Below are 26,775 nucleotides of genomic sequence, written 5' to 3'. Positions count from 1 at the left end.
AGCACGCAACGCCGCAGGCTAGGCTAAGTCTGAAAAATATCAGTGGTTTTTTGATTGTGGCATGCGCAATGCGCAGAGACTAGATGCAGAGGCTTAATGTGGAGGCTAGCTGTAGAGAGGGAATAGAGATGAGATAGAGATGGAATAGAGAAACGCGCCCTCCATGGCGCCGTTTAGTCAGAAGGTTTCCCATGCCTCTTCGGCTGGCTGGGCTTGGGCCGTACGCTGAGGCACAGAGCTCTTGGGCGAGGCTAATGCAGGAGCGGCGGCTAAGGGTGGCGTAGAACCAAGCCCTACTTGTTTGAGCAAACGCTCGCGGGCCGTGTCACTGCTCTCCTCGGCAGCCCCCTCTAAACGGAAAGCGGCAATCACATTAGCAAGTTCCAAAGCTTCCTGGGTGAGGTTCTGGGCAGCACTGGAAATTGATTGCACCTTGGAGGCGTTCTGCTGGGTAACGTGATCCATCTCCGCGACAGCGGTATTAATTTGTGCAATACCGTTGCTCTGCTCATCGGAAGCGGTGCTGATCTCTTCCATAATATCGCTGACTTTCATCACCTGAGTAACGACCTGTTCAATCGCCGCCTCGGCCTCTCTTACCGCCTGAGCGCCGCCGTTGATCTCCTCAGCGGAGGCGGCGATTAAGCGGCGAATGTCGCCAGCGGCATCGGCACTGCGCCCGGCCAAATTGCGCACCTCGTTAGCCACTACCGCAAAGCCACGCCCCTGCTCGCCTGCCCTTGCGGCTTCTACCGAGGCATTCAACGCCAAAATATTGGTTTGAAAGGCGATGCCGTCGATAACACTGATGATATCCGTCATCTTATCGGCGCTAGCGGCAATGCGCTCCATACGCTCTACCAGCGCCTGCATGCGCTCGCCGGTTTCTCGGCTGGTGGTCGCATTCTGCATGGCTAATTGATTGGCCTGACGGGCGTTTTCCGTATTTTGCTGCACCGTCGCGGTCATTTGATCCATGCTAGAAGCGGTTTGCTGCAGCGAGGAAGCTTGCTGCTCGGTGCGCGACGCCAGGTCTTCATTCTGCTGTTTGATATGTTCAGAGGCAGGGGTCACCACATCCACTTTATTGCCTACCTCGGTGATCAGCCCCGATAAGCTAGCGCGCATTGTTTCCAGCGAATTGAGCAGCTCACCCAGCTCATCATTACGCTTTAACGTTACCCGATTTGCCAAGTTGCCCGCAGCAATTTGGAATGTAACCCGACGCGCTTCGTTGAGCGACTTAATCAGCGATTTTAGCACCGCCATGCTCAGCCCGATCATTAGTATGATACCTAGCAGCAGAACGCCTAACTGGCCGTATAGCAGCCATTGCTGTTGCTGTTCGGCGTTTTCCATCAACGTGTGGGCGGCCGCGCGCTCCTGATCCACCAATATATTGATCGTGGCGCTAATGCTTTCAGAAGTAGGTTGCACGCTGTCATTAAAGGCTTCAAAGGCGGCAAAGCCGTTGCCATCGCGGATAGCGGTTAGGGTGGTTTCGGCACTTTCAGTAAAGGTAGTGAGGTGCGCTGCTAGCCCTTCTTGCACACCGCCTGTTTTGCGTTGCGCGGTATAGTCTTGCCATGACGCTTCAATTGCGGTGCTCATGGTGGTTAATTGTGTACTCAGCATGTCGAGATCTGCACGCCGCGGGTTACGCACCGCAGGCTCTAATGCCTGGATCACTTGGCTAGCGCGCTGACCAATCTGCTGAAGATCAGTGATGCCTTCAAGGCCGGTTTGATTGAGGGTTCGCAGCCGTTCAGCGGAGCTGGTTAAGCCATAAACCCCTGCTGCTCCCGCCATCACCAATAATAGAATAGATGCCAACACCATCCCTATTAGCTTGGCCTGAATACTGCTGAAACTAAAGCGTTGCGCCCAACCACGCACACCCGAGCGGCGTAACGCACCATAATGAAGCTTAAAGCCACGTACTTTGCCCTGTTGCATGGCAGCGTATACACGCTCTGCCCGGGCAACGGCCTTAGCAGAAGCTTTGCGCCGGATGGAGGTATAGCCTACTACCCGCTCACCATCGAGTAACGGTGCAATGGTGGTATGTATCCAATACGCTTCGCCACTTTTACGGCGATTTTTGATCAGTCCTTGCCAGGTTTTACCGGCTTCGATGGTGGCCCAGAGGTTTTGAAAAACGCCTGTTGGCATCGTCGGGTGCCGGAACAAACTATGCGCTTCGCCCATTATCTCTTCCAGCGAGTAGCCGCTCACCTCCACAAAGGTCTGATTAGCGTAGGTAATTCTGCCCTGAAGATCAGAGCGTGAGATCAACACTTCGTCATCGGCTAACTCATAAACAGCGGATGTTGCTTGTTCGGCATTGTGCATTTATCACCCCTACTTTTATTGAAGGCTTGCGCCATCTTTTGGCTTAGCGGTTCCCTGGCACTAAGCCTTTTCAATTAGAGGTAATGCACGAAATATGCCACCGCAGAGGGTGGCATATAATTAAAACGAACAAAGGCAAATCAATCGCCTAACAGCGTTACCCACAGCGCTAGAACTCTTCCCACTGGTCGGCGCGAGGTTGCGTTGCGGGTGGCTTCGCACTGCGATGTTCAGAAGGGCTAGGCAAGCTGCGAGCGGCTTTGCTGAGCGCCTGGTTAGCGCGCTGTAACTTCGCCCGCGCCTCTTTGATGCTCTCATCTTGGGCGCCTTCCAACCGGAATGCATCAACCACGTTAGCGAGTTCAAAGGCTTCAAGTGAGAGATTATCGGCTGACGCCGCAATCGACTGCACTTTGGAGGCATTCTGCTGAGTGACAAGATCCATTTCGGCAATCGCCGAGTTTATTTGCCCAATGCCACTGCTCTGCTCGCTGGAGGCCGTGCTGATCGACTCCATCAGCTCACTGACGCGACTCACCTGTTGAGAGACCTCTTCAATCGCGCGTTCGGCCTGCTCCACCGCACTGCGGCCACCGCTGACTTCCTGGGTGGTGCTATCAATCATCTTACGAATTTCCTGGGCGGCATCCGCACTGCGCCCAGCCAGGTTGCGCACTTCACTGGCGACCACCGCAAAGCCCCGTCCATGTTCGCCCGCGCGAGCAGCCTCCACCGAGGCGTTCAACGCCAGGATATTGGTTTGAAAGGCTATGCCGTCGATCACGCTGATCATCTCAGTCATCTTTTCGGCACTTTGGGCGATACGCTGCATGCGCTCTACCAACTGTTGCATTTGCTGACCGGTCTCGCGGGTGCTGGCAGCATTTTGCACCGCTAAGTCGGTAGCCTGGCGGGCATTCTCAGTGTTTTGCTGAACCGTCGAGGTCATCTCCTCCATACTCGAGGCGGTCTGCTGAAGCGACGATGCCTGCTGCTCGGTACGCGAAGAGAGCTCTTCGTTTTCAGCAGCTATCTGCTGAATCGCTGGAGTGACCACCGAGACACGGCTCTCTACATCGCCTACGATGCTGGAAAGGCTAAAGCGCATGGTGTCCAGGGAATAAAGTAGCTCGCCCAACTCATCGTTGGTTTGACGCCGCTCCCGGGCGGCCAAGTTACCTGCGGCAATTTGGAAAGTGATATACCGCGCGCCGGATAGGCTACGAAACACCGATTTCAGAATCATAACGCTCAGGCAAATCATAACTAAAAAGCCAACGGCCAGCAGCACCAGCTGCGCTATTAGCAACTGTTGACGCCCCCCTTGCGCTTCGGCGACCAAGGCTTCGGCATCGGCACGCACCTGCTCGACCAGGGTGCTATTCATCTCGCGCAGTGATTCAGTAGTCGGCACCACCACATCATTAAACGCTTCGAAGGCCGCGAATCCATTTGCTTCCTGAATCGCCACCAAGCTGGCCTGTACCCCAGCCTCCCAGGTGGTCAGCGCATTATCGAAGGCCTGAGCGGCCTCATTTGTCAGCGTATCTCCCGCATAGTAGCCTGCCCAAAGTGTCTGCATGGCCTCGGTATATTGGCCTACCTCTGCGTTGACGGCATCCAGGTCAGCACGGCGAGGGCTGCGTACTGTAGGCTCCAGCACATCAACCGTTTGGCCAATGTAACGCTCTATATGCTGCAGAGAGGCAACATCACTCAAGCCTGACCGATTAAGTGTTTCCAACCGTTCGCCGGAGACCATCACCGCGTATACGCCCAACCCACCCGAAAAGCAGAGCAGCAGCAGCGATACCACCACCATACTGGTGAGTTTGGCTTTCAGGCTAGAAAACTGAAAGCGCGACAACATACCGACCAAGCCTTTACGCCTTAGCGTGCCATGGGCTAGCGAGTAGTGACGGGATTTGCCCTTTTCGCGAATATCCGCGTAGATTTTTTCTGCCCGGGCAACGGTTTTACCGGCGGCTTTGCGGCGCACAGAGGTGTAGCCAACGATCCGCTCACCGTCCCGCAGTGGCGCTACCGTCGCATGCACCCAGTAGTGATCGCCATTCTTACGTCGGTTCTTGACCACGCCTTGCCAAGTAACCCCAGCTTGGATGGTTTTCCAGAAATCCGCATAAGCGGCTTCGGGCATATCAGGGTGGCGTAGGAGATTGTGCGGGGCGCCGATTAGCTCTTCACGGCTATAGCCACTGACCTCAACGAAGGTGGGATTGGCATAAGTGACATTGCCTTTTAAATCCGAGCGAGAGATGAGTACCGCCTCTTCGCTCAAAACATACTCACGTTGTGTCACTGGCTGGTTATTGCGCATTAGCTCTCCAAGAATTAGATATTCTTAATTTTATTCAATCATACGCTATTATCACTGCGATTCTTGTCAGCAAACCAGTGAACAAATGCAAAAAAAGCGCCTTACTTCCGTAAGACGCTTAAAAACCGTTAAATTAGTTTCTAAATCAGCCGTTTGTTAGCGGCCAAACACCACATCTGCTACGTCGCGGTAGCGCTTGGCAAAGTGCACCGTCATGCCCTCTTTCAGGTAGTCCGGCAACTCTTCGTAATCACGCTTATTGGCATCGGGCAGAATTAATTCAAAGATATCGCTGCGCCGGGCGGCAATCACTTTTTCGCGAATACCGCCAACGGGGAGCACTTGACCGGTGAGGGTGAGTTCCCCGGTCATTGCCAAAGGCCGATCAATCGCATGATGCTTAGCTAATGACAGCAGCGCAGTGGTCATGGTGACACCGGCCGAAGGACCATCTTTCGGCGTGGCGCCCTCGGGAACGTGCAGGTGCACAAACGCCGAGTCAAAGAAATCCGCATCGGCGCCATACTCCTGCAGGTGGCCCAAGGTATAGCTGTAGGCGATATTAGCGGACTCCTGCATTACTTCGCCCAGTTTACCGGTAAGCTTAAAGCCGCGATCCAGCGAGTGTACTTTGCCCGCTTCGATGGGTAGCGTTGCCCCACCCATGGACGTCCACGCCAAGCCGGTGACCACCCCTTCGCCGGTCAGCACTTTTTCCTTACGGAAGATCGGCGCGCCTAAGAACTCCTCCAGGTTTTTAACCGAGATCTTGACCGTTTCGCTCTCCTCTTCGAGTAGCTTAACGGCCGATTTACGCACAATGCGGTGTAGCTGTTTCTCCAATTGACGCACCCCGGCTTCGCGGGCGTAGCCATCAATCACCTGCTTTAAGGCCGCATCGGACAGGCTGATACGCTTTTTCGTCAGGTTGTCGCGCTTGAGCAGCTTCGGCCAAAGGTGATTCTTGGCAATTGCCAGCTTCTCTTCGGCGATATAGCCGGAAAGACGGATCTGCTCCATGCGGTCGAGCAGAGGCCCTGGGATCGAGTCCAGAGTATTGGCGGTGCATATAAACAGCACTTTGGAGAGATCCATGCGTACATCAAGATAATGATCGAGGAAGTCGACGTTCTGCTCGGGATCAAGCACTTCCAGCAGCGCCGAGGCAGGGTCGCCCTGGAAGGACTGCCCTAGCTTATCGATCTCATCCAACATGATAACGGGGTTTTCGACCTCAACTTCCTTAAAGGCTTGCACCAGTTTGCCGGGCATAGCGCCGACATAGGTACGCCGATGGCCCTTGATTTCTGCTTCATCGCGCATACCACCCACCGAGAAGCGGTAGAACTGGCGCCCTAGTGCTTCGGCAATCGAACGCCCGATAGACGTTTTACCCACCCCCGGCGGGCCGACCAACAGCACAATCGAGCCGCCTACGTCACCTTTAAAAGTGCCCTCGGCCAGAAATTCGATAATACGCTCTTTAACATCTTTCAAGCCGTCATGGTCACGATCTAGCACCTGGCGGGCATGGGGTAGATCTAACTGATCCTGGCTAGTCACCCCCCAGGGCAGCGACGTTAGCCAATCCAGGTAGTTACGCGTGGTGCCATACTCCGGCGAGCCGGTCTCCAACACGCTGAGCTTATTGAGTTCATCATCAATACGCGACTGAACGCGTTCGGGCACAACCAGCGACTCCAAACGCGCTCTAAAGGTATCCACGTCGTTTTCGCGATCATCCTTGGAAATACCCAACTCTCGCTGGATGACCTTGAGCTGCTCACGCAGGAAGAACTCACGCTGGCGATCCTGCATTTGCGCGTTCACCTGCTCGCTGATCTCGCCCTGTAGCAGTGCTACATCGATCTCTTTACGCAGTAGCGGCAGCACTTTCTGCATCCGCTCTTCCACCGACAGAGTGGCCAGCACATCCTGGAGTTCGGGGCCTTTGGCGGAAGTGATCGCGGCGGCAAAATCGGTCAACGGCCCAGGCTGATGGGGGCTAAAGCGGTTAAGGTAGTGCTTGAGCTCTTCGCCATACAGCGGGTTAATCGGCAGCAGCTCTTTAATGCCGTTGATAATCGCCATGGCGTAAGCGCGGGTCTCTTCATTCTCCGCGTCAACCGGCTCTTTCGGATAGGTGACTTCGACGAGGTATGGCGGCTCTTTGGAGAGCCAGCGGGTAATTTTGAAGCGCTGTAAGCCCTGGGCGATAAACTGAATCTGATCGTCTTCGCCCTTGAGCTTATGCACCTTGACCGCGGTACCGATCTCTGGAAAGCCTTCATGATCCAGGGAGGTAACGCCCTGCTCGCCCACAAAGGCAACGCCTAAGGTGTGGTGCGGCGTGTTGCCCACGCGACGCATGGTCTCTTCCCAGCGCTCGCGATTGACCACCAATGGCTGCACCTGGGCAGGGAAGAAAGGTCGATTATGAATAGGCAGGAGATAAATACGTTCGGGCAGCATTTCGCTTGCGGGCACTAGGGAGTTTACCCGTTCGCCGTCAGAGCGAAAATCTTGATTGCCCTTTTCATCAGCAGTCGTTGAGGATGACTGTTCATCATCAGTTTGCCAGTCAAGGTGTTCATTATCACGTTCGTAATCCTGGTCGCTCATGCATCCTCCAATGAACCGGTACCGGCGGTGATAACCGCCTAGCGTTGTCCATGGAATGCGGGCAGTGCAGCTAAACTTCAACCCTTGGGGAGTAGAACAGCTTGCTTAACAGCGCTACCTGCGACCGTAGTTAAGCGTTGCTTTTAAATTATTGAGGCCAAAGCTCGGGCATTGGGCGGCCATTGATTCGCCATACGCCGCGCACCACATCAAATTGCAGCTCACGGGTGCCGAGCGGCAGCCCTAACCATAGCGCAGCGACGGTGGGCGCTTCATGCCAGGTAAAATCGCCGTCAATGCGCTCTAGCCATTTCGCCTGCTCTTTCTGTTTGTCGAGGTTAACCACGCTAAGCTCATCCAACTGGCGGGCATCAAAAAACAGCGCGCCATCCGCATCCAAGCGAATACCCAATAGCGGGCTGTCGATAGCAATGGTCATGACATCTAAGCGCGGCGAGTCGCTAAGTACTTTGCGCAGATCCGGCTCAAGGCGTGCCAGCAACCCTTCGGCCATGGGGAGACTAGCGTCTCCCCAGGCGGCTTCCTGGCGCAAACGGCGAATTACATGACGAACCGCATCGGCATTCAGCCGGGAGAGCTCCATCTCTATACGGCCATTGAGCAGGGGCATGTCAGGTGCTTCAGAAGGCACCATCACATCACCCAACTCTAGGTCGCCTTTGATACGTAGCTCGCTCTCATCCAGCACCATATGGCTATTTAGATCGAGCGGCGACAGCTGGATATCGTAGGAGGGGTAGCTGAGCGTCAGCGTTTCAATATGCAGGTGGTCGCGTTGAGCAAAGTGGTAGGCCCCGTCGGTATAGGTATAACGGCTTTCAAGCTCCGTAGGCCCTAACGCAAGCTGGGCCATACCATCGATCAGAGTAAGTTGATCGAACAGCGCACGTAGTCGCCAATCACCAAACACGCCTTCTAAGCGTAGCCGTCCACCGCGGACGGCTAACTCTCGTCCATTTTGCTGAATAACGAAGGGAGCAAGCGCAAGGCGCAACTCGCTATGACCGCTCAGGGTATGGTAGCGCCCTTGCCAGCGCGGTACCGAGGGGGCAGAAACTTCACCCACGGCTTGTTGCAACACGGTATCCAGGCGCGGCAACACAGTGCCTTCAACATCGGTGCTTAAAATACCGTGACGCGCGTTGTAGGTAAGCTCAAGGCGCCATGGTCGACCCAGCAGTGGTGATAAAATCAGCCTACCTTGGGAACTTAGCCAGCCTTGGTGGTTCTCAGTGCGGTTGACGCGCCACTCTCCCCGCGCCTCCAGATCTTCCAGCGCTTGGCGCAGACTGCGTTCAAATAGAACGCTGGAGAGCAATTGCGCTGCCACCCATATCACGGCGATTATCGCCAGGGTGGGGACAATCAAACGTTCCTTGCGCATGCTACCTCCTTGAAGCTAACGCCTTGCAGCCAATGCACTCGAAAAAGTTATCAACCGCCCCTGCCTACCACTTACCACTTACCACTTACCACTTACCACTTACCACTTACCACTTACCACTTACCACTTACCACTTACCACTTACCACTTACCACTTAATCAGTTTAGTGTAGCCAGAACCACAGGTGCATAGTACTCCAGGCGTAGACCCCTGCCATTACATCATCAATCATAATGCCAAAACCGCCCGCGACGCGGCGGTCTGCCCAGCGTATTGGCCAGGGTTTAAAGACATCGAAGATGCGGAAAACAATGAAGCCCCATAACGCTGCTTCCCAGGAAAAAGGCACCGCCGCCATGGTTAGCCAGTACCCCACAAACTCATCCCAAACGATACCGGAGTGGTCGTGTACGCCTAAGTCATGAGACGTTTTATCGCATAGCCAAACGCCGACAACAAAGGCGACTAAACAAATACTCAGGTACCACCCCAGGGGCAATTCCGCCATCATCCAGTAAAACGGAATTGCCGCTAGCGTGCCAAAGGTGCCCGGTGCCCAAGGCACCGTACCACTGCCTAAACCAAAGGCAAAAAAATGCGTTGGGCGACGCCAGACACTTTTAGGTGCACGATTCATGGCGCTTCCCCACTAAAATGCTGCCAGCCGGCGTAGCTGTTTAGGTCACTCTGGTCAGAGGCACTCACCCCGAGCGCTTCACAGCAGTGGCCAATGATGGTCAGCGTCAAGCCTAATGGCGCAAGGCGCTGCTGCGCCTTGGCTACGTCGTTGGCACTTAACGTTACTAGCAGCTCATAATCATCGCCGCCGGAAAGCGCCGCCTGTAAAGCTGCCTCCCGGCCTAGCGTGCTTTCCAGCTCGTCTGCTAGTGGTAGCGCGTCTAACGAGATGACGGCGCCTACTTGCGAAGCCTCGCGAAGATGTGCCAGGTCGGCCAGCAGCCCGTCGGAAATATCCAGTGCCGCGGTAGCTAGGCCACGTAGCGCCAGGCCTGCAGCCAAGCGCGGCTGCGGCAATAGATAGCGGCTTAACAGCGGATGCGCCAGATCACGCTCCCCCTGCTGCCAAAGCGCCAGCCCGCCTGCGCCACCGCCCAATGCACCAGTGACGGCAATCAAATCTCCCGCTTGGGCACCGCCACGGGTCAAGGCTTCGCCCACTGGGACTTCACCCATCACGGTTACGCCTATAGAGAGCGCACCAGAAGTGACGTCCCCCCCCACCAGCGTCGTGGCGTGTTGCTGACTCAGAGCATGAAAGCCATGCGCATAGTCGGCCAGCCAAGCGTGTGCCGCATCATCATCGGCGAATTGGCGCTGATCCAGAGTCAACGCCATTAAGCACCAGCGTGAAGTCGCCCCCATAGCGGCCAAATCGCTCAGCGCAACGGCCAAGGCACGATGACCCACCGCGAACGGCGGGGCTTCGCGGGGAAAGTGTACATCCACTACCGAGGTATCAACGCTTACAGCCAGCTGTTGGCTGGCTTGCGGTACCAGTAGCGTGGCATCGTCTCCACATCCTAGTGTGACGCCATTTGACGCGGTCGACGCCTCCTGCGACGACATAAAGTAGCGTCGAATCAAATCAAATTCGGCAAGCACAAAGGCCCCTTAAACGCATTGGCATACCGCTCGCGTTCAAAGACGGCGAGCGGTGACCTCGGCACTGCGCAAGCGAATCGCCAGCTTGTCGAGAATGCCGTTCACGTATTTATGGCCGTCGGTGGCGCCAAATGACTTGGCCAACTCAACGCCTTCGTTAATCACTACACGATAGGGTACTTCCATGCGCCGGGAAAGCTCGTAAGCGCCTAAGCGCAAAATTGCCAACTCGACCGCATCAAGATCTTCCAGCCGACGGTCTAGCAGAGGGGAGATTTCACGATCCAGTTCCGCCTTAAAACGCACGGTATTATGCAGCAACTCGTGAAACAGCGCCTTATCGGCAATTTCCATTACCTTGACCCAGTTTTCATGATCTTCCAGATCATCATCAGCCACCTGGCTACGAAACTCGGCTTCAATCGTAGTGATGGATTTTCCCGTCATGTGCCACTGATAAAGCCCCTGCACGGTTAACTCACGCGCCGCGTGGCGGCCCTGCTGAGCGGCAGAGGGTTTACGCTCGCTCATTGGTTATCTCCTAACGGCAGCGCGCGCAGCAAGGAGACCATTTCCATGGCCGCCATAGCAGCCTCGGTGCCCTTGTTACCGGCTTTGGTGCCCGCACGCTCAATCGCTTGTTCGATGCTTTCAACGGTTAACACGCCGTTAGCCACCGGGGTATCAAACTCAAGCTGCAAGTGGTTGATCGCGGTATTACAGCCACCCGCCACGTACTCAAAGTGAGGCGTTCCACCGCGGATCACCGCGCCCAAGGCAATCACTGCATCGGGTTTCATCACCTTCAGCACGCGCTTCACCGCCAACGGCAGTTCCCAGGCACCCGGCACGTGAACAATATGAATATGCTCGGCATCTACGCCGTGGCGGGTCAAGCTATCGACAGCGCCTTCCACCAGGCTATCCACCACGTGATGGTTAAAACGACCGACCACGATGACATAGTGGCCATCGACATCAACAAAGGTACCTTCAACTTGCGTCAAGGAGTGCATCAATTTATTCCTGCTAAATGAGTCTTGCTGAACTAGTCCTGCTGAATTAGTCCTGCTGAGAGGTTGGCTCATACGTCGTGTCGTTGGGCCCCAGACGCTCAACAACTTCAAGGTCAAAGCCGGACAACGCGGAGAACTTCCACGGTGAGCTAAGTAAGCGCATTTTACCTACGCCTAAATAGCGGAGAATCTGTGAACCGGTGCCGATAGTTAAATAGTTACCGGCACCGTCAGAATCACTGGTACGCGGCTGGCGCACGCGATCCAAAAAGATATCCAGCTGATCTTTTAAATCTTGATGCGGGCGGCCGTCATCGATCAACACAAACACGCCTGGCGTGGAACCGGCAATCTCTTCCAACGCCCGGTGAGCATCCCAGCGGCACTGTTCGTCTTTCATTAAACCCATCACGTCGCGCAGCGTATCGGTGAGGTGCACGCGCACAGTGGTGGCCTGTTCAGGTGTTGGTTGACCGTTCACCAGCGCCAAATGATGGGCGCCCTGAATGCGATCACGGAACACGTGCAGCGTCAGTTCGCCATGGGAAGTCATCACTGTCGACGCTTCCAGATGATCGATGGTCTGCTCATTAACGATGCGGTAGTGAATCAGGTCGGCGATGGTGCCGATTTTAATGTCGTGCTCTTGGGCAAAAGCTTCGAGTTCAGGACGACGCGCCATGCTGCCATCATCGTTCATGACTTCGCAGATTACACCGCTAGGGTCACAGCCTGCCAGTGCCGCCAAATCACACGCTGCTTCCGTATGCCCTGCACGGCGCAGCACACCGCCCGGCTCAGCCATTAACGGAAAGATATGGCCCGGCTGGACGATATCGGACGGCTTGGCATGGGGCGCTGCCGCTGCCTGCACTGTGCGCGCTCGGTCCGACGCGGAAATACCGGTCGTGACGCCTTCGGTGGCCTCAATCGACAGGGTAAATTTGGTACCAAAACCAGAGCCGTTATCACGCACCATCAGCGGCAAATTAAGCTGCTCGCAGCGGGCCCGGGTCATCGGCATACAGATCAAGCCACGGGCGAAACGGGCCATAAAGTTGATATGCTCGGCCTGCACTTTTTCTGCGGCCATGATGATATCACCTTCATTTTCGCGATCCTCATCGTCCATGAGAATCACCATTTTGCCCTGGCGAATATCTTCAACCAGTTCGGCGATAGGGGCTAAGCCTCTAGAGGAGGGGTGCGCCATGGAATCTCCAGTCTTTTTTTCATGAGCGGTTTTCATGAACGGTTATCACGAACGGCTTTTATAAACGGTTTTCATCAACGGTTCTCAACAACGATTCTCATCAACAAGTATCACAAACAATTGCCATGAGCAGTTGTCGCAAAGAAAACGTACCGTGCAAAATTAGTCATGATTTTGCGCGTCAGGGTACCTTGCTCTCGCTAAATTCACCAGATGCGCCCGTTGCGCTAGTCGCCTGAGGCGAGGCGATAATGCGCCAATCACGCCCCACCGCCCGCATATCATGGATGGTTAAACGTCGCTGGTCGGCCATGCGCGCGAGCCCTGGCAGCGCAAAAAGCGGCCGTGCTTCGCCACCTAACAGCGTGGGGGCGACGAACAGCTGCAGTTCATCGACCAGCGCCGCATCAAGCATAGCGCCTGCCAGCGTCGCACCGGTTTCCACCAGCAGTTCGTTAACCTGCTCATTTTCCGCTAACCACTGCAGCATTGCCACTAGATCGATACGGCCATCGCTCCCAGCGGGCACTATCTGAACTTCCGCACCCGCTTGGATTAGCCGTTCGCGCTTCTCTTCCGAGTGGTCTGGCGTAGTGATCACTAGCGTCCGCCCTGGCTCGCTTAAACAGGCCGCCGCCAGGGGTAAGCGCAAGTGGGTATCTAAAATCACCCGCAGCGGCTGGCGGCAAACCACGTCGTCAACATTGTCGAGATGAAGCTGCTCTTTGCGAAGCGTCAGCCGTGAGTCGTCCATGATAAGCGACTCCACTCCGCTCAATATGGCACTGGAGCGTGCCCTCAGCCGCTGCACCTGGGTACGCGCTTCAGGCCCAGTAATCCACTGGGACTCCCCTGACCCCATGGCAGTACGGCCGTCTAAACTCATCGCCATTTTCAGGCGCACAAAGGGCCGTTTTTGGGTCATGCGAGCAATAAAGCCGGGGTTCAACCCGCGCGCTTCACTCTCAAGCAAGCCCACAGCAACCTCGACACCGCCCTCTTCAAGCATGCGAATGCCGCGACCACTCACCTGGGGGTTGGGATCTTCCATCGCGATTACTACCCGTGACACGCTGGCGTCCTTCAATGCTACCGCACAGGGGCCGGTGCGCCCGGTGTGGGAACAGGGCTCCAAAGTCACGTAGGCGGTCGCCCCCTGAGCCCGATCTCCGGCGGCCTTTAACGCGTGGATTTCGGCATGAGGTTCACCGGCACGCAGGTGGAAGCCTTCACCGACAATTTGCTCATCACGCACAATCACACAGCCAACCCGCGGGTTGGGATCCGTGGTATATAAGCCCTTTTTCGCCAGTTGCAGCGCCCGCGCCATATAGCGGTGGTCGGCTTGGCTAAAGCTGCTCATTTTGACGGCCCGCTCTTGTTTGAGGGCTCTTGGGAAAGCCGATCAATCTCAGCGCGAAATTCATCCAGATCCTGGAACTTGCGATACACCGAGGCGAAGCGGATATAGGCCACATGGTCGAGGGTTTTAAGCGCTTGCATGACCGACTCACCGATATCCCGAGCATTGATCTCACGATCACCCCGAGCGCGCAGGGTTTGACGGATACGTTCCACCGCCGCTTCAGTGGCTTCAGCACTGACCGGGCGTTTTTCCAGCGCGCGCAGCATGCCTGCCCGCAGTTTGGCTTCATTGAAACTCTCTCGGGAGCCATCGGACTTCACCACCCGCGGCATTACCAATTCAGCAGTCTCGTAGGTGGTAAAGCGCTCATGGCAGCTCGCACACTGGCGGCGACGGCGTACCTGGTCGCCGTCGGCTACCAGCCGCGAATCGGTCACTCGAGTATCGTTTGCACCACAAAAAGGGCAATGCATGGCGGTCAACCTGTTGTCAGCTCGTGTCGGCGTGCTCCACGAGTTTGCGTGTTATAACCTGTCAATGTGTGTGCTATTAATGGCGTTTCGCAGTAGCAACTGCCATAAGCTAATGTATCTTAGTGTTTAAGCGCGATATCAACTACGTATTGTAACGATTTGGCACACAAGCTGCAGCGTTTGTGGCAGATTGTTTATCAGGAGTCACCCATGCCCCCCTTTGAGCAGACCGTCCACGACACATTTTCAAATACCGTTCATGACTACCTCAGCCACCTTTACGGGCCCCGGGCAGGCGAAGTGCAGCGCCGCTTAAACCAGCGTTTGGAGCATTTCCAGTCGCTTGTCCCCTTTTCATCCAACCCAGTAGCAGCCAACGCTAATAACGCACCTTCCTGGAGCGAAAAGGATCAGTGGGTGATCAGCTATGGCGACTCGATTATCGAAGAGGATAAGCCACCGCTGGCCGTGCTTAGCGATTTTCTTCAAGCCCGGCTGGGCGATCGCATCAGCGGCGTGCACGTTCTGCCCTTCTTTCCGTGGAGCAGCGACGACGGTTTTTCGGTGATTCACTACCGGGAAGTCAACACCGATCTCGGCGACTGGTCGCATATCCGCGAACTCGCCAGTCACTACGACCTGATGGCCGACCTAGTGCTCAACCATGTCTCTAGGGAATCCCTGTGGTTTGTCGATTATCTGAGCGGCAGTCTGCCGGGGCGCGACTATTTCATCGAGGTCGACCCGGATACCGACGTTTCCCAAGTGGTGCGCCCGCGCAGCAGCCCGCTACTGGTACCCATTTCCACTCGGCGCGGCACCCGCTATCTATGGGCGACCTTCTCCGAAGACCAGCTTGACCTTAACTTCGAAAACCCGGATGTGCTGCTGGAGTTCGTGGGCATTCTGCTGTTCTACCTGGAGCAAGGCACGCGGATTGTGCGTTTGGATGCGGTGGCCTTTCTGTGGAAGCGGCTTGGAACGTCCTGTATCCACCTGCCGGAAACCCACACCGTGGTGCGGCTGCTGCGGGCGATTGTAGATTATGTGGCCCCGGGCACGCTGTTGATTACCGAAACCAATGTGCCCCACCAGGAAAACATCAGTTATTTTGGCTTAGATCGGCTGCCTGCAGGCCAGCCCGACGAAGCCCATATGGTGTATCAATTTGCCCTCCCCCCCCTGCTACTGCACACCCTCACCCGGGGTGAAGCGAGCACACTACAGACCTGGCTTTCCAGCCTGCCGGTACTGCCCGACCACTGCACTTACCTCAACTTCACTGCCAGTCACGACGGTATTGGCGTACGCCCTCTGGAGGGCTTGCTGCCTGACCACGAGCGGGACGCGCTGCTGGAGCTGATGCACAAATTCGGCGGCTTTGTCAGCATGCGTAGCAACCCGGATGGCAGCGATACGCCCTATGAGATCAATATCACCTGGTTTGAAGCCATGCGTGGCACCCGCCGTGGCCCCGACCCATGGCAGGTTGCGCGTTTTCTATGCAGCCAAGCGATTATGCTGAGTTTGCAGGGCATCCCCGCGCTGTATATCCACACCCTGACAGGCACACTGAATGACGTAGAAGGCGTTGAGCGCAGTGGGCGACTGCGCTCGATCAACCGTCGGCGCTGGCAGCGTAGTGAGCTAGAACTGCTATTGGATAGCCAATCAACGCCCACCCACGATGTTTTTCACGCCTTAAATCGGCTATTAGACCAACGCCGTCAAGAGCCCTGCTTCCACCCCAATGCCGCCCAACGAGTGCTGGTTTCTGAACCCGAACTGCTGGCAGTAGAGCGCGGCCCACTGCACGATGGCCGCCGGTTATTAGCGCTGTATAACGTCACCGATCTGCCGCTTCCCTTAGAAAATATGGGTGAGGCAGTTACTCAGGCACTTAAGAAACACGCCTGGCAAGCGCTGGATCCTGGCAACCCCTGGATCGCCGAAGGTTCCCTTCCGCCTTACGCGGTACGCTGGTTGGTGACTGACAGCTAATACCGTCGAAATACTTAGAAACCATAAGTTGCGGTATAACGCCCCATGTATAATGCACATACCCCCTTGGCCTTCCACTTCTTATTCGAACAAGGCGCTGCAATGCACTTGAAACACCACTCTGCCATTAGCTGTTTTCTTCTACTAACAGCTCTTTGGGGCACTTCTGCAAGCTACGCCGATGAACTCCCAGCCCCTATTCAGGCACTGGCCGATCAAGGCTTGGAGATTCATGGCCAATTCGATGCCCCCGGCGGCTTGCGCGGCTACGGCGCCAGCGTGCAGGGTCAGGACATGGCGATTTATCTGACACCTGATGGCGAGCATGCGTTGGTCGGTACACTGATGGATAGCGAGGGCAATGACCTTACCGAAGCAAAGCTGGATGAGCATGTGCGCGCACCGCTAGAGGCACAAACCTGGCAACTGTTAAGCGAAAGCCACTGGGTTCAAGACGGCGACGTGGATGCCCCCAGACTGATTTATACCTTCACGGATGCCAACTGCCCCTACTGCCAACAGCTGTGGCAGGACGTTCGCCCCTGGGTAGACGCAGGTGATGTTCAGCTACGCCATATTATGGTGGGTATCTTAGCGCCTGACAGCCCTGGCAAAGCAGCCACCATACTCGGCGCTGACGACCCAGCGGCTACGCTGCATGCCCATGAGAGCGGCCAGAAAGAAATTGAAGCCAGTGCCCAACCAAGGGAAATTGAAGAACAGGTGTATGCTAACAACCAACTGTTCGAAGAGCTGGGGCTGTATGCCACGCCCACCTCAGTTTTTCAGCGTGAAACAGAAGACGGAAACGTGCGCCTTGACCGTATTCAGGGTATGCCAAGCGATGAGCGAATGATCGACATGATGGGCAGCGAAGCGCCGTAAAGGGTTGTGGGAGGCCGCGAAAGCCGCTTCCCACAAGACCACTTTGATCACTCTAAGGCACTGCCATTCGCTTAGCAGCAAACCAACCCAGCACCATCGTGACCAGCATGGCCAATAGCGGTAACGAAAGACCGCCAATAGAGGCAATCGCTGGGCCTGGACAGAAGCCAGAAAGCCCCCAGCCAATGCCGAATAGTGCAGCGCCCCCTAACAGCTTCGCGTCTAACTCACGTTTGGTAGGCAACTGAAAGACACTTCCCAACAGCGGTGCTGAGCACTCAAACACCAGCCGATAACCGATAAAGGTGGTGACTACAGCCCCGCCCAATACGAACATCAGCGTTGGATCCCAGACGCCCGCAACGTCTAGAAACCCCACTACTCGCGCGGGGTCGGTCATACCTGAAACAGCTAAACCGAGGCCGAAAAGTAGCCCCGCCGTATAGCCAGCCGCTGTTTTCATCCAACGACTCTTGCTTGACTGATTCATGCTCCACCGCCCAGGCCTAGCAAGTGACGCGAGATATAAACGGTCACTAGCGCCGTCAGTAAAAACATCCCGGTGGCCGCCATGGAGCGAGGTGCCAAGCGCGCCAGTCCACATACGCCATGACCGCTGGTACAGCCACTGCCCAGCCCTGTGCCTACCCCCACCAACAACCCAGCCACTAGCATTAACCCTACTCCGCCTGCTGGCGCACCAATTACCCCACCAGGGTTACCGGCGACATTACCTAAGCCACCCCCGAGCGCCATAATCACTAACGACCCACTGATTAGCCCTAACAAAAAAGCCACTCGCCAAGCGCTATCGCCTTTGGGTCGCCGCTGGGTAATCAAATTTCCCACGATGCCACTGATACCCGCGATACGTCCTAGCGTTGCCATTAGCCAGGTAGCAGAAAGCCCAATCAACACCCCGCCTGCCAGCCCATGCAGGCTTGCCATCCAATCCATGCCCACCCTCCTGCCTTAACATTTATTGATGGTTAGAAAAAATTGAGCGGCACTTTAAGATAAACCTGACCGTTATCTTCCGCTGGCGGCATCTCCCCCGCACGCATGTTGACCTGCACCGAAGGAATAATCAGTCTCGGCATGCCCAGGGTGGCATCGCGCTCGGTGCGCATCGTCACGAACTCGTCTTCGCTGATGCCTTCGTGTACATGGATATTGTCTTTGATTTGTTCGGCCACACTGGTTTCATGCTGGAAGGTCTCGCGGCCGGGGGCTTTGTAGTCGTGACACAGGAACAACCGGGTTTGCTCCGGCAGCGCCAACACTTTTTGGATAGAGTGATAAAGAGTGCGCGCATCGCCACCTGGGAAGTCGCAGCGTGCGGTGCCATAATCCGGCATAAATAGCGTATCGCCAACAAAGGCAGCATCCCCGACTACATAAGTTAAACAAGCGGGGGTATGGCCTGGAGTATGCAGCACACGGCCCTGCAACTGACCAACCGAGAACTCGTCTCCCTCTTTAAACAGTGCATCAAACTGACTGCCATCCCGGGCAAACTCCGTCCCCGCGTTAAACGCCTTACCGAATATCTCCTGTACCGCCACGATATTGGCACCAATGCCAGTTTTACCGCCTAGCTGTTCATGCAGGTATGGCGCTGCCGAGAGGTGATCGGCATGCACATGGGTCTCCAAAATCCAAGCGACTTGCAGATGGCGTTCACGAATATAGGCAATGATGCTGTCAGCGGAGCGTACGTCTGTTCGCCCAGCGGCGTAATCAAAATCGAGCACCGAGTCAATAATCGCGCAGGCACTGCTGCCAGGGTCTTGAACGACATAGCTAAAAGTGTTTGTAGGTTCATCAAAAAAGTAGGTAACGATTGGGCGCTGCATTGATTGCCTCCCATGCAGTGGTGATTGCTTACTCAAGCATCAGTATAGATCATTTTAAGTTATATATTTAGACCATTTAAGAATATAAAGGTGCTTTGATTGGCAAAATAAGGTGCTGCAATTGACAAAAAAGCTATTCGCAAACAGCGTTGATGAATTATTTTGCTAAGGTCTATCACGCTTAGGCCGATAACCATTAGGCCGATTGGAAAAAAGTTACTCAATTACAAAAACTAGGAACAACATGACTCACTTAACGACGACACAAAAACTGTGGGGAACGCTGGGCATTATCTGGGTTGCCATGCTGCTGTTGGTTGGCTGGTTAGCTTGGGAGAACCGCCAGACGATTGAGAGCGAACGCCGCGACAGCATTCAGCACGTAGTGGAAAGCGTGCAAAGCCAAATTGAAGCATTGCAAGAACGGGTCGCCGCCGGCGAACTCAGCCTAGAAGAAGCTCAGCAGCGTGCCATCGATAATATGTCTAGCGTTAGTTTTGGGGCTGGCGAGTATATTTTCTCTTTCAACAACGACTTGCTGATCGTTTCCCACCCCACCCGCACGCCTGGCACTGACATGACCAACTATGAAGACGCCAGCGGTATGGCGTTATACCCCGAGTTGCTGCGTGTTGCCCAGGCGGGCGGTGGCCATGTTGGCTACTACTCTACCCGGGCAGGTGGCGACGAACAGTTGCCAAAAAACAGCTACGTAGCACACCTTCCCGAGTGGCAGTGGTCACTGGCGACGGGCGTTTATGTCGATGATATTAATGCTGTTTTCATTGCTGGCTTGATTCGCTCAATAGTGATACTGCTGATTATTGGCCTACCGGTAACGCTTCTGATGGGCTGGGTTATTCGTGATGTTTCGCGTCGTTTAGGCGGTGACCCACGCTACGCCGCTAGCGTGGTGCGACATATTGCTGACGGAGATCTCACCCAAATCACTCAGCTTTCGCCGAAGGATCAGCAGAGCTTACTGTTTAATATCAACCGGATGCGCGAAACCCTGGCGAGTACCATTGGCGACATTCACCTCGGCGCCAATCAGGTCAACAGCGGCGTCGAGCAGATTGTAAGCATTAACGAAGAGCTTTCCACGCGCACCGAAGAGCAGGCTGCCTCGTTAGCCGAAACAGCCTCCAGCATGGAGCAACTCACCGCCACAGTTAAGCAAAATGCTGAACACGCCGATCACGCGCGTACGCTTGCCACCCGCACCGCGGACAGCGCCCAGCGCGGCAGTGACTCTATGTCCACGGTAATCGCCACCATGGGGACAATTAACGAAAGCGCTACCCAGATGAGCAGTATCGTTAACACCATTGATGGGATTGCTTTCCAAACCAATATTTTGGCGCTTAACGCCTCAGTAGAAGCCGCACGCGCAGGCGATCAGGGACGTGGCTTTGCCGTTGTCGCCAATGAGGTTCGCCAACTCGCCAGCCGTTCGGCCGCCGCTGCTCAAGAGATCAAAACCTTGATCGAAGCGTCAGATAGCAAAGTGGTGGAAGGCAGCCGTCAGGTGCGTGATACCGGCGATGTGATCAATGGGATGGTCGATGATATCAAGCAGCTCAGCACACTCGTGCAAGAGATTTCTGCGGCCACTATTGAGCAGAGCAGCGGCATTGAGCAGGTCAACCAGGCGGTGACCCAAATGGATCAAATGACCCAACAAAATGCAAGCCTGGTGCAAGAGAGCAACCACGCCACCCAGTCTCTTGCCCAGCTCAGCGATCAACTGCGCCAGTTGGTTGCCCACTTCCACATTAACCAGAGCGCAGACCATGCACAGGCAAGCTTGCCCTCCTCCTCTCCTGCCCCGCAGGCAGCTCATCAGCTCAGCGATTTTTAGCGTCTGTTAACACCGGCGAAACACTACGAGGTTATGCTGCGGCGGCAAGCGAAATTGCCGCGGCAGCATTTACTTTAAATTTCGCTAAGGTATAAGCGCCTCAAGCCGATAGAGAGCTACATTGCTTACTCAAATCGGCTAGGAAAAACATGACACGCTTAACGACGACACAAAAACTGTGGGGAACACTTGGCATTATCTGGATTGCCATGCTGCTGCTAGTAGGCTGGTTGGCCCTGGAGAATCGCCAGACGATTGAGAGCGAACGCCGCGACAGTATTCAGTACGTGGTGGAAAGCGTGCATGGTCAGCTTGCAGCCCTGCAAGAACGGGTCGCCGCCGGAGAGCTTGGCCTTGAAGAAGCGCAGCAGCGCGCCATCGATAATATGTCCAGCGTTAGCTTTGGCGGCGGGGAGTATATTTTCTCCTTTGATGATGACCTAAAGATTGTTTCCCATCCCAACCGCCCCCGCGGTGAAGACATGAGCGCGTACAAGGATGCTAGCGGTATGGATCTTTACGCCGCTTTTAGAGAGGCAGCCAAAGCCGGTGGCGGGCACGTTGACTACTACTCCCGTCGTATTACTGGCGATGAGCAGGTGCCGAAAATCAGTTATGTGGCCTACCTTCCCGAGTGGCAATGGTCACTCGCGGCAGGCGTTTACGTCGACGATATTAATGAAGCCTTTATTGCCGGTTTGATTCGTTCGGTAATCATACTGCTGATTATTGGCCTTCCGGTAACGCTGCTGATGGGCTGGGTCATTCGTGATGTCGCACGCAGGCTAGGGGGCGACCCACGCTATGCAGCCAGCGTAGTCCGCCATATTGCTGATGGGGACTTGACCCAAACCACCCAGCTTTCGCCGAAGGATCAGCAGAGCTTACTGTTTGATATCAACCGTATGCGTGAAACTCTGGCGAATACCATTGGCGATATTCACCACGGCGCCAATCAGGTCAACAGCGGGGTCGAGCAGATTGTTGGGGTAAACGAAGAGCTATCCACGCGTACCGAAGAGCAGGCTGCCTCATTGGCTGAAACGGCCTCCAGCATGGAACAGCTCACCGCCACGGTGAAACAAAATGCCGAACACGCCGATCACGCGCGTACGCTTGCCACCCGCACCGCTGACAGCGCCCAGCGCGGCAGTGACTCTATGTCCACGGTGATCGCCACAATGGCGACGATTAACGAAAGCGCTACCCAGATGAGTAGTATCGTTAACACCATTGATGGGATTGCTTTCCAAACCAATATCTTGGCGCTTAATGCCTCGGTGGAAGCTGCACGCGCCGGTGAACAAGGGCGCGGTTTTGCCGTTGTCGCTAATGAGGTTCGCCAACTCGCCAGCCGTTCAGCTGCCGCCGCCCAAGAGATCAAAACCTTGATCGAAGCGTCGGATAGCAAAGTAATGGAAGGCAGCCGTCAGGTGCGTGATACCGGCGATGTGATCAATGGGATGGTCGATGATATCAAGCAGCTTAGTACACTCGTTCAAGAGATTTCTGCGGCCACCATCGAGCAGAGCAGCGGCATTGAACAGGTCAACCAGGCAGTGACCCAAATGGATCAAATGACCCAGCAGAATGCAAGCCTGGTACAAGAGAGCAACCACGCCACCCAGTCCCTTGCCCAGCTCAGCGATCAACTGCGCCAGCTGGTTGCCCACTTCCGCATTAATCAAAACGCGGGCCATGCACAGGCAAGCTTACCCGCCATTGCTCCCGCCAAGCGGACGGCTCATCAGCACAGTGATTTTTAACGCTAGCAAAAACTATGTATTAACAATCATGGGCTAAAAACCAAACCCGAAAAACCGAATATTACAAACATGTACTGCGTAAGAGGCCAGCTACCTTGGGTAGCTGGCCTCTTTAATGGATGAACGGTTTTTGAAAAAATGATTAGGGCCTGAACGGTTAAACCTTGCCCTGGTTATCCAGCTCGACTGCCTCGTGCATACGCGTAAGCAGATTCGGCACCGCGGCTTGCACCCGGTTCCAACTGGGGATAAAGGGCCGTTCTCGAGGGTTATCCATAAACAGATTACCTGCTTCAAGTAGGTTGCTGGCAAACAACTCCACAGCCTGCTCTTCACTGTGACGGTCAAGGCTCAGCCCGTTCATGGTGGCATCGTGATCGTAGGCTTCAATCAAATCCAGCGCGAAGCGGTAGTAGGTAGCTTTCAGGGTGCGGAAATCTTCGCTGCTAAAGGTAATACCCTGGGTGGCTAGTTTACGATAGAGCGCTTTTGAGATATCCAGACTCATACGGTTTAAACCGCCGTTGGGATCCTCTTCGCTAACCGGCTGATGTTTATGGTCGTAGGCATCGGCAATATCTACTTGGCAAAGCTGGCGCAGGGAATAGTTGCGCTGCAGCTCCGATAAAACACCAATCTCCAGCCCCCAATCCGCCGGCATACGAATTCCCTCAAGCACTTCGCTGCGCATCGCAAACTCTCCCGACAACGGATACCGAAAGCTATCCAGATAATCGAGGTACGGCATTGGCCCGCAGACGGTCTTCAGCGCCCGCAGTAACGGCGTGACTAACAGTCTAGAGACGCGACCGTTCAGCTTGCCCTCGGCAATGCGCGGGTAATAGCCTTTGCAGAAACTGTAGTTAAAGTTGGGATGAGCTACCGGGTACATCAAGCGCGCCAGCAGCCCTCGCTCGTAGGTCAGGATATCGCAGTCGTGCAACCCCACCACCTTCGAGCGCCCAGAGGACAACATATAACCTGCGCAGTACCATACATTGCGCCCCTTGCCGGGTTCCAAAGCGCCTAACCCGTGCTCTTCCAACTCTGCATCCAGGGCGCGCAGGCGTGGGCCGTCGTTCCATAAAATGCGCGTATGCTGTGGCAAGCGTGAAAAAAAATCACGAGCGTATAAAAATTGCTCTCGATCAGCGCGATCCAAACCAATGACAATTTCATTGAGATACGGGACTTTAACCAGCTCGTCAACGATTGCCGACAGTGCGGGCCCTTCCAGTTCCGAAAACAGCGACGGCAGAATCAGCCCCATGGGGCGTCGTCGAGCAAACTGGCACAGCTCTAGCTCAAGCGCCTCCACCGAGCGCCGGGTAAGGTTGTGAAAGTCGGTAATAATTCCATTTTGATGAAAATCACTCATGCGCTTACCTATCTGGATTCAAAGACCTGGATTCAAAGACCTAGAGTCAAAGACCTAGAGTCAAAGACCTAGAGTCAAAGACCTAGAGTCAAAGACCTAGAGTCAAAGACCTGGATTCAAAGACCTGGAATCAAAGAGCTGCACTTAAAGAACTGGATTCCGAGAACACAGCAGCACCTTTCTCCGCCGTCGCTAAACGGCGGTCGTCTCGCCCCCACCAGTAGGCCACCCCCTCGGCCCAGCCAGTCGGCCCGGTCGCCTCGGTGCGATAGAGCGAAGCATTACGGGGCTCTACGGCTAAATCGTGGCAACCACGGATGACGACCGCTTGATCGACGGCTTCGAGCATAGTGATATCGTTTGGCCCGTCTCCTAGCCCCAGTGAAAGAGGCGTTCGGCCTCTTAATGCCGCAAAGCGCTTCACCAACCACTCGACGGCATTGCCCTTATCAGCGGAGAGCCCCATAACATGCCAAAAGCGCCCGCCTTGAGTAAGCTGTAGTCCATCCCCTTCTAAAGCGACCCGAAACGCTTCCAGAGCCGCTTCGGTGTCCTGCCACAGCAACGGTTCACTGCCTTCACGCTGCCTTGCGTCTCGGGCGCGAGCTGCATCAAGCCCGGTAAGCTCCATCACCTCTGGCACACTCAGCTCCCCCATGCGGGTAAAGCGAATATTTAGACGCTCACGCCACACCTTAAGTCGGGCACGAATAAAGCCAATATCTACCCCCGGGTGCTTGATAACGACACCATCGCGTCCACTTCCCGGGCGGTCTAAGCGTGCATGGCACCAGCCTGGCGGCAAACCAATCACTGCACCATTTTCAGCGATAAATGGCGTTGCCGTGAGGCCCAAGGCTTCGCGCAGGGGAATCAGCTCGGCACGGGTTTTACTGGTCACCGGAATCACCGGCACTCCCATCTGTTTTAAGCGGGCAAGCCAGGGGGCCGCAGGGCTGAAGTCATAACTGTGATGATCGAGCAGCGAGCCATCAAGATCGGTCACTACCAGCCGTGGCTGCAGAGCGGGATCAACCGAAGTCGGCGCTTCCGAAGGCATTGATGCGGGGGATGCTGAGAGACGAGCGGGTTCAGGCATGGCACTACCTCTTTTCGGCCTTAACGCATTGTTCAAGCAGTATAGCTAAACCACCTGATGAGCTATGACCAGCTATTAATTGGCTATCAAGAGCGAAGCAATATATAAGCCAATACAGAGAAGCCCCTATTCATCAGAAGGTTATATGGCAACTGAAGGCGTAAATAAATCGCAAAACCTGTAAGCACCAAAAAGAGGCAGCCTGAATGCACTAAAAAAGTGCATGAAACAGATCGGTGCACTTGCGTTGCTGTTTGCTCTCCAAAAAAGCATTAGCATTAACTAAAGTGATAATAAGGCTATAAAAAAACGTCACAGCACTTGGCAACGCCCTAGAAATAGCTATACTGAAATTGTACCCACTGGTCATCCTGTACACCCCTCACCTGATGCCAGTGGGCTGCAGTGAGCCAAGCCCTTTAATGCCCGCCTCCCCCGGCGGGCTTTTTTTAATATTAATTTAATATTGTTGTACGTGCTCAGATCTGCATGTGATCAGAGACTCGCTACTCGACATGAATCACTACTTCAACCCGCCGGTTGCGTGCGCGCCCTTCCGCTGTGGCATTATTCTCAAGCGGTTTAGTGGCCGCCAAACCCACGGCACGCAGGCGTTCAGCGTCGACACCCGCCGCTTCCAGTGCTTCCACAATAGCAATTGCACGGGCACTAGACAGTGCCCAATTAGACGAGAATTCATCAGTGCTAATAGTCTGACTATCCGAGTGGCCCTCAACCCATACTTCGCCATCGTAGCGCTGAATAGTTTCCAACAAACTACCCACTAGTGACGACCCGTCATTGGTCAGCTCGGCCGTTGCCGAAGGAAACAGCAGTTGATCCTGCACACGCAGACTAATCCCCTCAGCCACTCGTGACACTTCAACGCCCTCCAGGTCGGGTAGGTAGGTAGACTCTTCAACGCGCTGGGAGAGCGCCTGATCCAGGGCAAGTGCCCCCGAGACTGACTCATCACTCACTGCTTGCACATTCACCGGGGGGCGATCAGTTAACACCACCATGTAGTCAGCTAAGGGCGATGTAAAATCATCGCTGCCCGCGGGCATCAACAGTTTGGGTAAAGAAATAACCGGTTCAGCGGGCGGCAGTGGTGCTGCCAAAAGCGGTGGGACACCGACGCTGACTCGCCGAGGAAGATCAGTCAACTTGGGCAGCCCGGCGACGCCTAGCGCTGCACTGATGGCCATAGGACTCAATCCTTCACCGCCCCAACGGGCGACACCCACCCGCTCAGTGCTTACCTGGGCCAAAGCTTCGGGCAGCGGAACGCCCAAATTAGGTAAGGGTGCGTCAGCATCTTCACTCATATTATTTGTCTGGTTCAACTGAGGAATAACCGGCCCAGCAGCGGCAATAATGACCACAAAAAGGGCCACCAGTAGGGTCATGATATCGAGATAGCTGATCATCCAACCGCTCCCACTATCACTCTCATGATAGGCCGACATTAGCGAATCATGGCGCGGACCGCTGCGATGATCTTCAAGCATTGGTGTTAT

General features: G+C 55.1%; 21 protein-coding genes. 4 read left to right on the top strand and 17 right to left on the bottom strand.

Annotated features, from left to right (window positions below; genetic code table 11):
* Positions 1–177 precede the first annotated feature (177 nt).
* From J7J49_RS06860 to nrdR, 11 genes are all read right to left on the bottom strand, one after another.
* Entirely contained in the window at positions 178–2,352 is a 2,175-nt protein-coding gene (locus J7J49_RS06860) for a methyl-accepting chemotaxis protein (RefSeq protein WP_215091262.1), read from the bottom strand.
* A 169-nt stretch (positions 2,353–2,521) separates the two neighbouring features.
* The gene (locus tag J7J49_RS06855) at positions 2,522–4,690 is read right to left on the bottom strand and encodes a methyl-accepting chemotaxis protein (protein ID WP_215091260.1); all 2,169 of its coding nucleotides are present in this window, start codon (positions 4,688–4,690) and stop codon (positions 2,522–2,524) included.
* Positions 4,691–4,846: 156 nt separating this feature from the next.
* Positions 4,847–7,312 (bottom strand): endopeptidase La, encoded by a 2,466-nt coding sequence (gene lon, locus J7J49_RS06850; protein ID WP_064236307.1) that lies wholly within the window; start codon positions 7,310–7,312, stop codon positions 4,847–4,849.
* 148 nt (positions 7,313–7,460) lie between these two features.
* A complete protein-coding gene (locus J7J49_RS06845) occupies positions 7,461–8,717 on the bottom strand; it encodes a DUF945 family protein (RefSeq protein ID WP_064236306.1) in 1,257 nt (418 codons plus the stop codon).
* Positions 8,718–8,881: 164 nt separating this feature from the next.
* Positions 8,882–9,355 (bottom strand): phosphatidylglycerophosphatase A family protein, encoded by a 474-nt coding sequence (locus J7J49_RS06840; RefSeq protein ID WP_064236305.1) that lies wholly within the window; start codon positions 9,353–9,355, stop codon positions 8,882–8,884.
* The gene (gene thiL, locus J7J49_RS06835; protein WP_215091258.1) at positions 9,352–10,341 is read right to left on the bottom strand and encodes a thiamine-phosphate kinase; all 990 of its coding nucleotides are present in this window, start codon (positions 10,339–10,341) and stop codon (positions 9,352–9,354) included. The genes J7J49_RS06840 and thiL overlap by 4 nt, the downstream gene beginning before the upstream one ends.
* 36 nt (positions 10,342–10,377) lie before the next feature.
* Positions 10,378–10,872: a transcription antitermination factor NusB gene (gene nusB / locus J7J49_RS06830; RefSeq protein WP_064236303.1), complete on the bottom strand. Its 495-nt coding sequence runs from the start codon at positions 10,870–10,872 to the stop codon at positions 10,378–10,380.
* Complete coding sequence (gene ribH / locus J7J49_RS06825) at positions 10,869–11,357, bottom strand: 6,7-dimethyl-8-ribityllumazine synthase (protein WP_064236302.1); 489 nt, start codon at positions 11,355–11,357, stop codon at positions 10,869–10,871. Before ribH ends, nusB begins: the two co-directional genes overlap by 4 nt.
* A 46-nt stretch (positions 11,358–11,403) precedes the next feature.
* Positions 11,404–12,570 (bottom strand): bifunctional 3,4-dihydroxy-2-butanone-4-phosphate synthase/GTP cyclohydrolase II, encoded by a 1,167-nt coding sequence (ribBA, locus tag J7J49_RS06820; RefSeq protein WP_215091256.1) that lies wholly within the window; start codon positions 12,568–12,570, stop codon positions 11,404–11,406.
* A 181-nt stretch (positions 12,571–12,751) separates the two neighbouring features.
* Complete coding sequence (ribD, locus tag J7J49_RS06815) at positions 12,752–13,933, bottom strand: bifunctional diaminohydroxyphosphoribosylaminopyrimidine deaminase/5-amino-6-(5-phosphoribosylamino)uracil reductase RibD (protein ID WP_215091254.1); 1,182 nt, start codon at positions 13,931–13,933, stop codon at positions 12,752–12,754.
* A complete protein-coding gene (gene nrdR, locus J7J49_RS06810; protein WP_064236299.1) occupies positions 13,930–14,409 on the bottom strand; it encodes a transcriptional regulator NrdR in 480 nt (159 codons plus the stop codon). Before nrdR ends, ribD begins: the two co-directional genes overlap by 4 nt.
* A 210-nt stretch (positions 14,410–14,619) precedes the next feature.
* Between nrdR and J7J49_RS06805 the strand changes: the two genes are divergently transcribed.
* Complete coding sequence (locus tag J7J49_RS06805) at positions 14,620–16,410, top strand: sugar phosphorylase (RefSeq protein WP_215091252.1); 1,791 nt, start codon at positions 14,620–14,622, stop codon at positions 16,408–16,410.
* 102 nt (positions 16,411–16,512) lie between these two features.
* Positions 16,513–17,295, top strand: coding sequence for a thiol:disulfide interchange protein DsbG (gene dsbG, locus J7J49_RS06800; RefSeq protein WP_215091250.1), 783 nt, complete (start codon positions 16,513–16,515; stop codon positions 17,293–17,295).
* A 52-nt stretch (positions 17,296–17,347) separates the two neighbouring features.
* Here dsbG and J7J49_RS06795 read toward each other — a convergent pair whose 3' ends face one another.
* From J7J49_RS06795 to J7J49_RS06785, 3 genes are read right to left on the bottom strand one after another with little or no spacing between them, the layout of a single operon-like run.
* Complete coding sequence (locus J7J49_RS06795) at positions 17,348–17,758, bottom strand: DUF6691 family protein (RefSeq protein ID WP_502793506.1); 411 nt, start codon at positions 17,756–17,758, stop codon at positions 17,348–17,350.
* A gap of 23 nt (positions 17,759–17,781) precedes the next feature.
* Complete coding sequence (locus J7J49_RS06790) at positions 17,782–18,252, bottom strand: YeeE/YedE family protein (protein WP_215091246.1); 471 nt, start codon at positions 18,250–18,252, stop codon at positions 17,782–17,784.
* Between the two features lie 32 nt (positions 18,253–18,284).
* Complete coding sequence (locus tag J7J49_RS06785; RefSeq protein WP_215091244.1) at positions 18,285–19,151, bottom strand: MBL fold metallo-hydrolase; 867 nt, start codon at positions 19,149–19,151, stop codon at positions 18,285–18,287.
* Positions 19,152–19,395: 244 nt separating this feature from the next.
* Between J7J49_RS06785 and J7J49_RS06780 the strand changes: the two genes are divergently transcribed.
* Both J7J49_RS06780 and J7J49_RS06775 read left to right on the top strand, forming a co-directional pair.
* Complete coding sequence (locus J7J49_RS06780; protein ID WP_215091242.1) at positions 19,396–21,012, top strand: methyl-accepting chemotaxis protein; 1,617 nt, start codon at positions 19,396–19,398, stop codon at positions 21,010–21,012.
* A gap of 149 nt (positions 21,013–21,161) precedes the next feature.
* Positions 21,162–22,778, top strand: coding sequence for a methyl-accepting chemotaxis protein (locus J7J49_RS06775; RefSeq protein ID WP_215091240.1), 1,617 nt, complete (start codon positions 21,162–21,164; stop codon positions 22,776–22,778).
* Positions 22,779–22,935: 157 nt separating this feature from the next.
* Here J7J49_RS06775 and J7J49_RS06770 read toward each other — a convergent pair whose 3' ends face one another.
* The 3 genes from J7J49_RS06770 to J7J49_RS06760 all read right to left on the bottom strand — a co-directional run bounded on the left by J7J49_RS06770 (position 22,936) and on the right by J7J49_RS06760 (position 26,766).
* Positions 22,936–24,156: a glycosyltransferase family protein gene (locus tag J7J49_RS06770; RefSeq protein ID WP_215091238.1), complete on the bottom strand. Its 1,221-nt coding sequence runs from the start codon at positions 24,154–24,156 to the stop codon at positions 22,936–22,938.
* A gap of 130 nt (positions 24,157–24,286) precedes the next feature.
* On the bottom strand, positions 24,287–25,255 hold the full coding sequence (locus J7J49_RS06765; RefSeq protein WP_215091236.1) for an HAD-IIB family hydrolase: 969 nt from the start codon (positions 25,253–25,255) through the stop codon (positions 24,287–24,289).
* Between the two features lie 506 nt (positions 25,256–25,761).
* Positions 25,762–26,766 (bottom strand): OmpA family protein, encoded by a 1,005-nt coding sequence (locus J7J49_RS06760; RefSeq protein WP_215091234.1) that lies wholly within the window; start codon positions 26,764–26,766, stop codon positions 25,762–25,764.
* Between the last annotated feature and the right edge of the window lie 9 nt (positions 26,767–26,775).

The organism is Halomonas sp. ISL-56 (assembly GCF_018612805.1).
In the GTDB taxonomy this organism is placed as follows: Bacteria; Pseudomonadota; Gammaproteobacteria; order Pseudomonadales; family Halomonadaceae; genus Vreelandella.
The sequence above is the reverse complement of the archived record's forward strand: the minus strand, read 5'-3'. Positions and strand labels throughout refer to the sequence as shown.

Excerpts from the sequence above, each read along its gene's own strand:
- J7J49_RS06795 (WP_502793506.1), bottom strand. The coding sequence starts at position 17,758 with ATGAAAACAGCGGCTGGCTATACGGCGGGGCTACTTTTCGGCCTCGGT.
- ribH (WP_064236302.1), bottom strand. The coding sequence starts at position 11,357 with ATGCACTCCTTGACGCAAGTTGAAGGTACCTTTGTTGATGTCGATGGC.
- J7J49_RS06790 (WP_215091246.1), bottom strand. The coding sequence starts at position 18,252 with ATGGATTGGATGGCAAGCCTGCATGGGCTGGCAGGCGGGGTGTTGATT.
- J7J49_RS06765 (WP_215091236.1), bottom strand. The coding sequence starts at position 25,255 with ATGCCTGAACCCGCTCGTCTCTCAGCATCCCCCGCATCAATGCCTTCG.
- J7J49_RS06860 (WP_215091262.1), bottom strand. The coding sequence starts at position 2,352 with ATGCACAATGCCGAACAAGCAACATCCGCTGTTTATGAGTTAGCCGAT.
- J7J49_RS06845 (WP_064236306.1), bottom strand. The coding sequence starts at position 8,717 with ATGCGCAAGGAACGTTTGATTGTCCCCACCCTGGCGATAATCGCCGTG.
- J7J49_RS06805 (WP_215091252.1), top strand. The coding sequence starts at position 14,620 with ATGCCCCCCTTTGAGCAGACCGTCCACGACACATTTTCAAATACCGTT.
- ribBA (WP_215091256.1), bottom strand. The coding sequence starts at position 12,570 with ATGGCGCACCCCTCCTCTAGAGGCTTAGCCCCTATCGCCGAACTGGTT.
- J7J49_RS06785 (WP_215091244.1), bottom strand. The coding sequence starts at position 19,151 with ATGCAGCGCCCAATCGTTACCTACTTTTTTGATGAACCTACAAACACT.
- ribD (WP_215091254.1), bottom strand. The coding sequence starts at position 13,933 with ATGAGCAGCTTTAGCCAAGCCGACCACCGCTATATGGCGCGGGCGCTG.
- J7J49_RS06775 (WP_215091240.1), top strand. The coding sequence starts at position 21,162 with ATGACACGCTTAACGACGACACAAAAACTGTGGGGAACACTTGGCATT.
- lon (WP_064236307.1), bottom strand. The coding sequence starts at position 7,312 with ATGAGCGACCAGGATTACGAACGTGATAATGAACACCTTGACTGGCAA.
- J7J49_RS06840 (WP_064236305.1), bottom strand. The coding sequence starts at position 9,355 with ATGAATCGTGCACCTAAAAGTGTCTGGCGTCGCCCAACGCATTTTTTT.
- dsbG (WP_215091250.1), top strand. The coding sequence starts at position 16,513 with ATGCACTTGAAACACCACTCTGCCATTAGCTGTTTTCTTCTACTAACA.
- J7J49_RS06855 (WP_215091260.1), bottom strand. The coding sequence starts at position 4,690 with ATGCGCAATAACCAGCCAGTGACACAACGTGAGTATGTTTTGAGCGAA.
- nrdR (WP_064236299.1), bottom strand. The coding sequence starts at position 14,409 with ATGCATTGCCCTTTTTGTGGTGCAAACGATACTCGAGTGACCGATTCG.
- J7J49_RS06780 (WP_215091242.1), top strand. The coding sequence starts at position 19,396 with ATGACTCACTTAACGACGACACAAAAACTGTGGGGAACGCTGGGCATT.
- nusB (WP_064236303.1), bottom strand. The coding sequence starts at position 10,872 with ATGAGCGAGCGTAAACCCTCTGCCGCTCAGCAGGGCCGCCACGCGGCG.
- J7J49_RS06770 (WP_215091238.1), bottom strand. The coding sequence starts at position 24,156 with ATGAGTGATTTTCATCAAAATGGAATTATTACCGACTTTCACAACCTT.
- J7J49_RS06760 (WP_215091234.1), bottom strand. The coding sequence starts at position 26,766 with ATGCTTGAAGATCATCGCAGCGGTCCGCGCCATGATTCGCTAATGTCG.